Below are 13035 nucleotides of genomic sequence, written 5' to 3' on the forward strand. Positions count from 1 at the left end.
TTTTTGTAAAGTTGAACTTCACTTGGGGAAATCTAAGATAAAGGTTGTCCCTTTTCCGACTCGACTGTGAACATGTATCGTACCGTGATGAGCTTCTACTAAATGTTTTACGATAGCGAGACCTAGTCCAGTACCACCTGATGCACGTGATCGATCTTTTTCGACGCGATAAAACCGCTCAAAAATACGTGGTAAATCATCTTCAGGTATTCCAATCCCATTATCCGTTACTTGTAAGGTCCAGTTATGCTTTTGTTCCATTACTTTTAACCCAATTGTGCCGCCGTTTGGTGTATAGGCCATCGCATTGGTTAGTAAATTCAGGATAATTTGGTGAAAGCGGTCTAAATCTACAGACACTGTCATATTATGGGGTACATCAATCTCAAGTTGCTGACCATTCATTCGTCTCTGCTTTTCAACTTTTATAACTATTTTTTCGATCACATTCTTGATTAAGATCGCTTCAGTTTGCAACGCTAATTGCCTCGACTCAATTCGAGAAAGATCTAAAATATCCGCAATTAATCTTTGTAAACGTAAGCTTTCGTCATAGATAATCGTTAGAAACTCCTTGCAAGTTTCATCGTCTTGCATGGCGCCATCTAATAAAGTTTCAGCGAAGCCTCTAATTGAAGTAATCGGTGTTTTTAATTCATGAGAAACATTCGCAACAAAGTCTTTTCGTAATTGTTCTAAGCGTCGAATAGCTGTTAAATCATGGATGACGACCACTACACCTACTCCATTTTTCTCCACCCACATCGGAGCGAAGTTAAGTTCTAACATACGTTCTTTCGGATAATAAAGATGAACTTCTTTCTTTAAGCGCTCACCCGATTCAGCAGATTCAGTGATCAATTTACTTAAATTATAAGGATATGTAAGTTCTGTATGCGGCTTACCGATTATGTCACTGATTGGCACGCCTAATAAACGCTCAAAGGAAGCATTTGCTACACTTACTTTACCCATAGGATCAATCATTAGTAAGCCACTCTCCATAGATTCAATCACACTACTCAAGCGGCGCTCACTTTTTCGGATTGTATCCATCTGTTTTCTCAGACTATGTGCCATCCGATTAATCGCTTGTCCCAAGCGCGCAACTTCATCATCTCCTTCTTGTTGCACCCTTTTTTGTATTCTGTTTTTTGCTATATCAACTGCTACCTGAGTCATTTCTTCAATCGGTTTGGTCACACTTCGTGCAATGCGGGCACTTGCAAGTGCAACTAAGGCATAAGCGACAGCCATCCCTAAGGCTAACGAAAACCAGACCGGTTGAAGCGACCCATTCAAACGGCCTTTATCCTGAATTAATTGGAGTGCGCCCATTCGTTGATCTCCACGTTTAATCGGAATCGTTGTTACCAATTGTTGACTATGATTTTCGACGCCTTCTTCAAGTATTGCTAGGTTTATAGGGGCTATCTCTTCTTTTGCAGTTGTACCCGCCATCCAGTTCCCTTGCTGATCAAACAAGATTAAGTCACTCTCTAAAATACGACTCTGATTTTCCAGTTGTGTTTGAATATCAGCATCAAAATCTAATGTTTCTATTATTAATTTCCCCTCTTTAATGTAGCGATCTCCCATTGACTCTAAATAAGATGTTTTGAGCAATAATGCCACAAAAGCACCTGTACCGATAATCGACAAACCGATTAACACCAAGAAGGACCATGTAATACGATAGCGAAGTGGTTTCATCATTCTTTTGGACCTTCAAACTTATATCCGATCCCCCTCACCGTCTTAATAAAGACAGGGTTACGTGTGTCCTCTTCAATTTTATCGCGCAGGTGACTGACATGGACGTCTACAATCCTAGAATCCCCTACATAGTCATAGTTCCAAACCGCATTTAATAATTGATCTCTAGACAACACTTTTCCACGATGATTTGCCATATACACCATCAGTTCAAATTCTTTAGGCGTTAAATCAATCTCTTCATCGTCTCGATAAATGACATATCCTTCTATATCTATGTTCATGTTCCCAATATGCATGTTTTTTGTCCCATCACTTATTTCTTCTTTAACTTGAGCGGCTTCGACTCTTCGTAGGATCGCTTTCACCCTTGCAGTCAACTCACGTGGGCTAAAAGGTTTTGTCATATAATCATCTGCACCTAATTCCAAACCTAATACTTTATCAAATTCTTCAGCTTTAGCCGTAAGCATTAAAATCGGCAAATGTTTTTTTCCTTGCCGAATGCGACGGCACACTTCTAATCCGTCCATTTTGGGCAACATCAGGTCTAGTATGAGTAAATCAACAGACAAATACTGTAGCTTATCTATCGCAACTTGCCCATCATAGGCAACCTCTACATCATAACCTTCCTTTTCAAGGTTAAATTTCAATAATTTTACAATTGATTGCTCATCATCGACAACTAAGATTCTTTTCCCCATGCTTAACCTCCATTCAAAATCAAGCGTAGCGATTTACATGATTATTCCATTTTACCTTCGTGCATTGTGCTTTCCATGCACTTTGCCATACGGTGCTCTCAAAACTCCCAGTCGGTCAGATTAACGATCCGGCTCCGCTAAATTGCGGTAGGCACACCCTAATTTTAGCTAATCGACATGACTGATTCAAAATCTTTATCAAAATCATAGCATAAATAAGTTAAGAAAACGTTAAGAAATCCCATGGCCTAATGGCCATGGGATGATGTAAGAAAAATTTTAACCTTGTAATACTTGCATGACTTTACGAACAGAATCAACAGAACGATCCAATGCTTCTTTTTCGTCATTTGTAAGCTCAAGTTCAATGACTTTCTCAATCCCGCTACCGCCAATAATGGTTGGTACGCCGAGATATAGGTCATTATATCCGTATTCACCTTCTAGATATGCAATTGCGGGTAAGATCCGTTTTTTGTCTTTCAGGAATGCTTCAGCCATTTGCACTAAGGAAGCAGCTGGGGCATAATAAGCACTCCCATTCCCGAGAAGGTTTACAATTTCAGCTCCACCTTTACGAGTACGCGCAACAATCGCATCAAGACGATCTTGTGGTATTAAGTTTTGTAACGGAATTCCACCTGCGTAAGAGTAGCGAATGAGTGGAACCATGTCATCTCCATGTCCACCTAATACAAAGCCAGTCACATCTTCTACTGAGACGTTCAGTTCCTGCGCAACAAATGTACGGAAACGCGCAGTATCTAAAACACCAGATTGTCCAATTACACGGTGTTTCGGGAATCCAGAAGTACGATATACTTCGTATGTCATCGCATCAACTGGGTTCGTTAATACCATAATCGTCGTATCAGGAGAATGTTTAACAATTTGCTCTGTAACCGCACGCATCACTTTAGCGTTGGTATTGACAAGATCATCACGGCTCATTCCTGGTTTGCGCGCAATTCCAGCTGTGATGATGACAAGATCAGAGTTAGCCGTTTCTTCATAATTGCTTGTGCCAATAATATTGCTGTCAAAACCTTGTACAGGACTTGCTTCTAACATGTCTAAAGCTTTTCCTTTAGTCGGATTTTCTGCTTGTGGAATATCTACGAGTACGACATCCCCTAATTCCTTCTGTGCTAACATAAAGGCAGTGGTGGCTCCAGTAAATCCAGCACCAATCACAGAAATCTTTTTACGAACGATAGGCATATACAAACTCTCCCCGTTTTATAGATTATCGATTAAATGATTTGCGAACTCTGAGCATTTCACTTCGATTGCATCGTCCATCAGACGTGCGAAATCGTAAGTTACTGTTTTCTGACTAATCGTTTTGGCCATAGACCCATAAATGAGATCAGCGGCTTCTTTCCAGCCTAGATGTTCAAGCATTAAGACACCGGATAAAATTACTGATCCAGGATTCACTTTGTCTAGTCCAGCATATTTTGGCGCTGTTCCGTGGGTAGCTTCAAAAATAGCATGTCCGGATTGATAGTTGATGTTCGCACCGGGAGCGATCCCAATTCCTCCTACTTGAGCTGCAAGTGCATCTGAAACGTAATCACCATTTAGGTTAAGTGTTGCAATGACATCATACTCAGCAGGTCTCGTTAAGATCTGTTGTAAAAAGGCATCTGCGATACTATCTTTGACAATAATTTTCCCTTCAGCTTCTGCTTTTGATTGCGCATCATTGGCAGCAGCTGTACCTTTTTCTGCTTTAATCCGGTCATACTGGGCCCATGTGAAAACTTGATCTTTATAATCGCGCTCAGCAATTTCATATCCCCAATTTTTGAAAGCACCTTCGGTAAATTTCATGATGTTACCTTTATGTACGAGTGTAACACTTTTACGTTTGTGCTCAATGGCATAATCAATTGCAGCTTTAACTAATCGTTCTGTTCCTTCTTGTGACACTGGCTTAATACCAATACCAGAAGTTTCAGGGAAACGAATTTTTTTCACACCAAGTTCCTGTTGTAAAAACTGAATCAACTTCTGAGCATCACCCGTTTCAGCTTGATACTCGATACCTGCATAAATATCTTCGGAATTCTCACGGAAGATAACCATATCTACATCTTGTGGGCGCTTTACAGGTGACGGGACCCCCTCAAAATAACGGACAGGTCGTAAGCAAACGTATAGGTCTAACTCCTGACGTAAAGCCACATTCAGCGAGCGCATACCTCCTCCAACTGGAGTCGTTAATGGTCCTTTAATGGCTACGAGATACTCCTCAATCGCGTCTAACGTATCTTTTGGAAGCCATTCATTATACAATTCATTTGCTTTTTCACCTGCATATACTTCAAACCATGATATCTTTTTATTACCACTGTAAGCCTTTTCAACTGCTGCATCTAAAACACGTTGTGAAGCTGCCCAGATATCAGGGCCAATTCCATCTCCTTCGATAAAAGGAATAATGGGGTGATTCGGAACCTGTAATTCCCCATTTGTTACTGTTATCTTTTCTCCAGTAGTAGGAGTTTGTAATTTTTCAAAACGCGCCATATAAACACCCCTCACGAAATAGTGATAATCGCTAAATCATATGATGTGAAATGAGGGGCGAATGATCTTCGCCCCTTTCACTTACCTATTATACACCAAGTTACCGCTCATTGATTGAAACATATTTTTGGTTAGCAAGTCCTGTGTATTCAGCACGTGGACGAATCAAACGGTTGTTAGCGTATTGTTCTAAAATATGTGCAGTCCATCCTGTTACACGACTTGTAGCAAAGATAGGTGTGAAGAGATCTCTAGGAATATCCAAATAGGTATAGACAGATGCAGAGTAGAAGTCCACATTTGGTTTCAATCCTTTTTTGTCAACAACCAACTCATCAATCTTTACAGACATGTCATACCATTTGGTATCTGCTTTTTGCTCCCCTAATTGACGAGACATTTCCCGTAAATGTTTTGCACGAGGGTCACCATCTTTATATACCCGATGTCCAAAGCCCATAATCTTTTCTTTATTGGCAAGTTTTTCTTCAATTACAGGGACGATACGGTCGACTGAACCAATCTCTTCTAGAGTAGCCATCACTTGCTCATTCGCTCCACCGTGAAGAGGTCCTTTGAGCGCTCCAATTGCTGAAGTTACTGCAGAATACACATCTGAGAGTGTGCCTGTTGTGACACGAGCTGCAAATGTGGATGCATTTAATTCATGATCAGCATGTAAGATAAGCGCTTTGTCTAAGGCTTTAGCTGCCACTTCAGTAGGTTCTTCTCCATTTAACATGTAGAGAAAGTTTGCCGCAAAGCCAAGACCCGACTTAGGAGCTACTGGCTCCTTTCCTTCACGAATACGTGCAAATGCCGTAATAATCGTTGGAATCTTAGCTGTTAGCTGAATCGCCTTATTATGATTGGATGCTTCTGTTTTTACTTCTGCTTCTGGGTCAAATAATGCTAATGATGAAACTGCGGTACGTAACATACTCATTGGATGAACATCTTTAGGGTAAGCTTTAAGTTGCTCAATAACGATTTCAGAAATCGCTGCATGTGCATCTAAATCTTTTTTCAATTGATCCAACTCAGTTTGCTTTGGTAGACGGCCATTCCATAATAAAAATGCGGTTTCTTCAAAAGTAGATTTTTCTGCTAAATCATCAATATTATATCCTCTGTAAGTAAGTACACCATCAATAATCGAACTAATCTCTGAAGTTACTGCTACTACACCTTCTAAACCTTTTGCAGCCGACATATAATCGCTCCTTTCAATTCGAAGGCACCCTCATTATTTCACATTCATGATCTTCATATAAAAAATGAATGAACAATCATTCTCTTAGTCTCATAAAAAGACTCTTTTATTTAGAAAGACCTTGTTGCTAAAGTCCTAAAAGAAAACTTGCCATTCGGCAAGCCATTTAAGGCGACAAGCGGGCAAAACCCATTTTGTGAGCTTGGGAGTCCTACTTCAAGTATTCACAAACATAACAAAAGAGCTCAGCCAGTCAACTCTCTAGATAGCCCAACATGTACAATCTAAATAAAAGACCAAGTAATCGTTCATTATTTCGTATAGATAGGGGTGCCCTTCCTCTTAACGATACTTATTTTAACACAAAAGAATTACGTTCGCCTACCACGTGTTTGATTGGGGCGCAAACATTTAACTATTTTTAAAAGAGGTACCCTCCACAAATCTCTAAAAAAGTGTATAATCACAATAATGGATGATCGGGCACAAGACCCGCGTATCCTTACTATTTCCCCATAATTCAGAAGCAAATCATGCTTTTTTTATGGAAAAATTTATATCCGTGTGATGAAACGGCCAAACTTCAATATACATATTACTTCACTTGGAGGTAGATGCGATTTGTTTAACCGCACTTGGATCCCCCCCATTACTCGTGCAACACTTGTAGTAACCATTATATTCATCAGTTATTTTATATTGGACTTTACACTTCCTCTGATCTATCCGTTTTTGATTAGCTTTGCAATTGCACTCCTAATTAACCCAGCGGTGAACTTGCTTGAACGACGTTTTCGCTTTCCTAGATGGGCTGCGGTAACTGTTATTTTACTACTCGTGTTGAGTATTATTTTAAGTCTCGTCATCTTTCTTGTAGCTGAAATCGTAGTGGGTTTAACACAGCTATCTGACTTTTTACCCACAGCACTAGAAACTTTCGGTAAAAAATTTACAGATACCTTCACCCAAGAAAATACCTCAATGCGACGAATTATCGATACCGTTCAATCGTATTTAGAACAAAACCCTTCACATCGAGAACAAATTACAACCAGTTTAGAACATAATATTGGTGTGATTGCCAACAACGGTACCAATATGATCACCAAAATTTTGTCGGCTATTGGTATTTTTCTCAGTGAACTTCCATTCTTCTTGACCGTCCTCGTCTTTATCACACTTGCTGCTTTTTTTATCAGTTTAGATTGGAAACGGTTAAACAGAGGAATCGGCAATTTAATGCCTAATCGTGTGCAATCTACCGGTGGTCTTGTATTTCAAGATATGAAGAAAGCATTGATGGGTTTTTTACGTGCCCAAATTACGTTGATCACCATAACAGCTCTAATCATGTTAACCGGCTTATTCATTTTACGAGTTCCCTATGCCATCACGATCGCGCTCATCATCGGAGTGGTCGATTTACTCCCTTACTTAGGTGTAGGTGCTGTGCTCGTGCCTTGGATTACCTACGCACTGCTTGTTGGCGATATCAGGCTCGGCATTGGACTTGCGATTGTATATGGGATCATCATTGTCGTACGGCAAGCTTTAGAGCCTAAATTAGTAGCCAGTAATGTGGGATTAGATCCCTTGCTTACCTTAATCGCACTGTTTATCGGGTTACAGTTATTCGGGTTTTTTGGTTTAATCATTGGACCCGTTTTTGTGGTCATCTTGCTCGCACTACATCGTGCCCATGTCTTTCGTGATATTTGGCAATACATCATCGGAAACGATAAACCTGACAACCCACGCTCATAACTTCATGTAAAAACGATCTAAAACTAGGGATTAAGTGAGACCCCCGCTATGACCTAAGGGAGTCTCACTTATTTTTTTGTCGTGTAAACTTTTTCGTCACTTTAACAGAAATATTGAAATTACTTGATTACCATCCCTATATATGCTTTTATTATATCAATTGGAGGTAATAATATGAATTTAAAGAAATTAATGGTTTTTACAATTACATTCTTGTTAGAGTTAGGCCTTACATTTCTAATCGTATGGAAATTTGATTATAATTTCCACGATACTACTTTTATGCTAAGCTTATTCATACTTATCGGAGTCATCTTCTTCTCAAGTGAAGGAGGATTCATAAGTCACAATCTAGATAGCGGCGTGCAGTATACGCATGGCGTGAAAATGGAAAACAAAATATTTTCATTAAATATTAACCCAATCTTACTGGGAGCAATTGCTTATCTTCTATTCTCAATCGTGATTTTCTTTACATATCCTTTATCATTCAACTTTTTTTAGGACTTGTGAACGCGAATCCTTCCCATTTCAATGGGGTAGATGCTTAGAGCAACAAGCTCTGCTTTAATAAATCCGATAGTGCGAAAACTCCAAAAGCGAGTGATCTTTGCTAACTGAATCCTATGGGGTTGGTTGGAAGAAACAGTCTGACCGTAAAATGATTCCTGTGTAGCAAATTGACGCTTCTAACTTTTTGGGTCTAACAACATCCTACACTTCCCATGATTGACAGTGGCACCCCCTTCCCACAAACACTTATTATTACAGGTCAATTTAGTAAAATAATTCAAAGACATGTTTTTACAACAATCTGTCTACACATAAAAAGGAGCCGACTTTTAAAGTCTGCTCCTTTTTTTATGCCCTTAAGATCGTCGTCGATATAAAACAATCTTACCCTCTTTCATTTTTCGCTGTAAGATGCGTATGGCAAGTAAACGTAGTATGCTTCTTGTATAGGGAATTACGAGGAGAAAGCCCATTATATCAGTTAAAAAACCAGGAGTGATCAGCATAATACCACCAAGTAGAATCATAACCCCATCAATAATGGCGTCTGTAGGCACTTCATTGTTTCTAAGCTGAATCATGGCCAGTTGATAAGTATTTAAACCCTCTTTACGGGCTAAATAACTTCCTAATACACCTGTCGCAATCACTAGTAAGATCGTCCATCCTGGTCCAATAAAACTCCCCACTGTAATTAAACCCCATAGTTCAAGTGCGGGTACCATGATAAATATTCCGACAAGTAACCAAAACATGGTCATTCTCCTTTTTAATTATTTTGATGGGACAAATCGATTGCTATACATTTGTAGGTTTCGTCAACTTTTGATACATGTCAGGAAAGTAATCTTCAATTCGTACTCTTTTCATCTCACTATTTACCCATAAGTGATCAGTTTGTCCCGTTACCAGTCGTTGTCCGTCCAACTTTCGCTTCACTTCGTACCGGAACGACATTTTACTTCCCTCTAATTTTTCCAACTCAGTATATACTTGAATCTCGTCGTCGTATTTGGCTGGTGAGATATAGCGGCATTGAACTTGAATAATCGGCAACAACAAGCCTTTATCTTCAATATCTTGATAATGGATTCCTAGACCACGTGTAAAATCTGATCTTCCTACTTCAAACCAAACGAGGTAGTTTGCGTGATATACGATACCCATTTGATCCGTTTCTTGATAACGAACGCGAATGTCGGATACAGAATGGTGAGAGTTTGCTTCAGTCGTCATTTATATGCCTCCATTATAGCATCATGCACATCAACACGATTGTTAAAATTGCTCAAGTCATGAGTTGTACACATATTTTGAGATGTAGTCACACATAATGTTAGTAAAGAAAACTTGTGGATTGATAGAGGTTGCTCACTATAATCGCCTTGTTTTGAAAGGAGCAAATACAGGGATGAAGATACGAAAAAGAAAAGAAAAACGTAAGCGGTTAAGATGGTGGATTTATCCTCGCTTAAATCTCATATAACTATACCATAGCACGAACAAAGAGCGCTGGATATCACACCAGCGCTTTATTTACTTAAAATATGTTCGCTCTCCCCGAGTAAACATGACCTCTTTCTGGATCTACTGTAACCATCAATTCATTTTGTAACAGCTTAATTGCATCTACTACACCGACAATAACAGGTACGCCAAGACTTACACCTACGACAGCGGCATGAGAGGTAAGTCCACCTTCTTCTGTGATGACGGCAGAAGCACGTTTGAAGCTCTCGATCATATCTTTATCGGTTCCTTTTGTCACAATCACAGCACCATCCACCATTTTGCGATTGATTTCTTCAGCAGAGACACCTGTTACAACACCACTACTTACCACTTTTTTACCTAATCCCTGACCCTTTGCCAGAATCCCACCGATTACATGAACTTTCATCAAGTTAGTCGTTCCTGATTTTCCTACAGGTACTCCTGCAGTGATAATGACTAAATCACCTTGTTGCACAAATTCGTTTGTCATAGCCGCAGTGATCGCAGCATGAAACATTTCATCTGTATTTGTACATGTCGGTCCTAGTACCGGATATACGCCCCAAATTAGGGCGAGTTTCCGACATACCGTTTGATTTGGCGTAATGGCAATGACAGTCGATTGCGGTCGATATTTCGAAATCATCCGTGCGGTATAGCCAGATTCTGTAGCCGTTAAAATCGCCTTCGTATTTAAGCTGTGTGAGGTATAAACGACAGCCTGACTAATCGATTCTGTAACGCCCTTATCGATCTCTCTGGCTTGTTGTTTCAAAAGTTCACGATAAGGAAGAGCTGATTCAGCTCGAATAGCAATACGAGACATCGTTGCCACTGCTTCTACTGGATATTTCCCCGCTGCTGTTTCTCCTGATAACATAATGGCATCTGTTCCATCAAATATCGCATTGGCAACGTCGCTCGCTTCAGCTCGTGTTGGTCTTGGGTTGCGCTGCATGGAATCTAACATTTGAGTCGCTGTGATTACAGGCTTACCTAGGCGATTACACTTCCTTATGGCTTCTTTTTGCACGAGCGGTACTTCTTCTGCCGGTATTTCCACACCGAGATCACCACGAGCCACCATAAGACCATCTGTAACTTCTAAAATCGCATCTAGATTTTTTATTCCTTCTTGATTTTCAATTTTAGAGATGATTTGAATAGAGGCTTGGAATTCCTCCAATATTTTACGAATATCATATACATCTTCCGGTTTTCTTACAAAAGAAGCGGCAATGAAATCAACCTGCTTTTCAATACCAAACAGGATATCAGCGGCATCTTTTTCCGTAATACCTGGTAAGTTTATTTTAAGACCCGGTAAATTTACACCCTTACGGCTTTTTAAGGTGCCTCCATTTACAATTTCGCAATACACTTCTGTTTCTTTCACTTCTTCAACCGTTAATCCAATTAAACCATCATCGATTAATATTGTAGATCCTTGTGCTACATCTTGAGGTAGGCCCTCGTAAGAAATGGAGATTTTATCTGCATCCCCGACATATGCCTCAGTTGTCAATGTGATGTGATCACCCGTATGTAATTCAACTTCTGCGTCTTTTAGTTCACCGGTACGAATTTCAGGACCTTTGGTGTCTAGCAAAATAGCTACATTTGTATTCAATTCTGTAGCAGCTTGGCGAATATTTTTGATTCGTTTGGCATGTTCTTCATGAGAACCATGTGAAAAATTAAGACGGGCTACATTCATTCCATTTTGAATCAGTTGTTTTAATACTTCAATCTCCTCACTTGCTGGACCAATTGTACAGACGATCTTTGTTTTGCGTAACATTTATGCTCCCAACTCCTTTTCTTTCTTTAAACACTCAACAAGCGTGTTGATTTGCATTATTTTTCCATTTTAGCGTCGTGTATTTTGCTCTCCATGCACTTTCGCCTTGCAAAGCAGCTGAAAAGACCGCTCCGCCAAAACTCCCTATCGGTCAAACAGGTTGTCCGCTTCTTCCTTCAGGTTTTGGCTTCGCTAGGTACGGCTCAAAGGCATTTCCGCTCAAAATACGCTTCCTAAATTTGGATAATCAACACTGCTGAACACTCAATTATATCGATAATATTTTAGCTAGTTCATATAAGTCCATATTGGGAATATGCTTTTGTGCAAGTGCGACATCAAAATCAATCCCCATCACATCCTGATTACGAATCGCGATCATCTGATCTTTTTGACCTGAACGCAGTAGATCAACAGCTTTAGCGCCCATCCGACTTGCTAATATACGATCAAATGCTGTTGGTGAACCCCCACGCTGAATATGCCCAAGCACCGTAACCCTTGTTTCCCAACCTGTGGATTCTTTTATTTGTTCACCGATCTTCACACCACTACCTACCCCTTCAGCTACTACGATAATGCTATGCTTCTTATCCCGCTCATATCCTCGACGTAATCGGTGAATGATTTCATCAATATGATAATGTGCCTCAGGAATCAAAATCGACTCCGCTCCATCTCCTAAGCCTGACCACAAGGCAATATCACCAGCATCTCGTCCCATTACTTCTACTACATATGTTCGCTCATGAGACGAGGCTGTATCTCGAATCTGGTCAATACACCTAATCACAGTATTTACTGCTGTATCAAAACCAATCGTAAAATCTGTGCTGGGAATATCGTTATCAATCGTACCTGGCACACCAATTGTAGGAATACCCAGTTGCGTCAGTTTCTGTGCTCCTCGAAACGAACCATCTCCACCGATTACGATTAAACCTTCTATCCCTGCTTGTTTTAGTTTTTCGACTGCTTTTAAGCGCCCCGCTTCGGTGCGAAACTCTTCACATCGTGCTGTATAAAGAATGGTTCCTCCTCGATGGATAATATCTCCAACAGAACCGAGCGTAAGCTTTTTCATTTCTCCTTGTATCAAACCGCTATACCCTCGGAAAATACCATATACATCTAAACCATAGTATATCCCACTCCGAACAACCGCACGTATAGCGGCATTCATCCCTGGGGCATCTCCACCACTCGTCAAGACAGCAATTTTTTTCATTTCCTTTTCACCTCGTCTTAATACTATTCCCCATCCCATAGGGACTAAAAACGTCCATAGTAAA

General features: G+C 40.1%; 10 protein-coding genes. 1 reads left to right on the forward strand and 9 read right to left on the reverse strand.

Translation table 11 applies throughout. The features are described from left to right. Nucleotides 1–18: 18 nt before the first annotated feature. From pnpS to IC619_RS03280, 5 genes are all read right to left on the reverse strand, one after another. Nucleotides 19–1716, reverse strand: coding sequence for a two-component system histidine kinase PnpS (gene pnpS, locus IC619_RS03260; RefSeq protein WP_191138697.1), 1698 nt, complete (start codon nt 1714–1716; stop codon nt 19–21). Continuing rightward, nucleotides 1713–2423 carry a response regulator transcription factor gene (locus IC619_RS03265; protein WP_191138698.1) on the reverse strand — a complete coding sequence of 237 codons (711 nt, stop codon included), beginning with the start codon at nt 2421–2423 and terminating at the stop codon, nt 1713–1715. Before IC619_RS03265 ends, pnpS begins: the two co-directional genes overlap by 4 nt. 279 nt (nt 2424–2702) lie before the next feature. Further along, nucleotides 2703–3644 carry a malate dehydrogenase gene (gene mdh / locus IC619_RS03270; RefSeq protein WP_191138699.1) on the reverse strand — a complete coding sequence of 314 codons (942 nt, stop codon included), beginning with the start codon at nt 3642–3644 and terminating at the stop codon, nt 2703–2705. A gap of 18 nt (nt 3645–3662) precedes the next feature. After that, entirely contained in the window at nt 3663–4958 is a 1296-nt protein-coding gene (gene icd, locus IC619_RS03275) for an NADP-dependent isocitrate dehydrogenase (protein ID WP_191138700.1), read from the reverse strand. Between the two features lie 100 nt (nt 4959–5058). Next, complete coding sequence (locus IC619_RS03280) at nt 5059–6171, reverse strand: citrate synthase (protein ID WP_191138701.1); 1113 nt, start codon at nt 6169–6171, stop codon at nt 5059–5061. 621 nt (nt 6172–6792) lie between these two features. Between IC619_RS03280 and ytvI the strand changes: the two genes are divergently transcribed. Beyond that, complete coding sequence (gene ytvI / locus IC619_RS03285) at nt 6793–7935, forward strand: sporulation integral membrane protein YtvI (RefSeq protein WP_224749692.1); 1143 nt, start codon at nt 6793–6795, stop codon at nt 7933–7935. A gap of 869 nt (nt 7936–8804) precedes the next feature. Here ytvI and IC619_RS03290 read toward each other — a convergent pair. From IC619_RS03290 to pfkA, 4 genes are all read right to left on the reverse strand, one after another. Next, nucleotides 8805–9203, reverse strand: coding sequence for an FxsA family protein (locus tag IC619_RS03290; protein WP_191138702.1), 399 nt, complete (start codon nt 9201–9203; stop codon nt 8805–8807). A 43-nt stretch (nt 9204–9246) separates the two neighbouring features. Then, complete coding sequence (locus IC619_RS03295; RefSeq protein ID WP_191138703.1) at nt 9247–9684, reverse strand: acyl-CoA thioesterase; 438 nt, start codon at nt 9682–9684, stop codon at nt 9247–9249. A 304-nt stretch (nt 9685–9988) separates the two neighbouring features. Beyond that, nucleotides 9989–11743, reverse strand: a complete 1755-nt coding sequence (pyk, locus tag IC619_RS03300; protein ID WP_191138704.1) for a pyruvate kinase — start codon at nt 11741–11743, stop codon at nt 9989–9991. Between the two features lie 268 nt (nt 11744–12011). After that, nucleotides 12012–12971: a 6-phosphofructokinase gene (pfkA, locus tag IC619_RS03305; RefSeq protein WP_191138705.1), complete on the reverse strand. Its 960-nt coding sequence runs from the start codon at nt 12969–12971 to the stop codon at nt 12012–12014. Nucleotides 12972–13035 lie beyond the last annotated feature (64 nt).

The organism is Polycladospora coralii (genome assembly GCF_014773435.2).
Taxonomy (GTDB): domain Bacteria; phylum Bacillota; class Bacilli; order Thermoactinomycetales; family Thermoactinomycetaceae; genus Polycladospora; species Polycladospora coralii.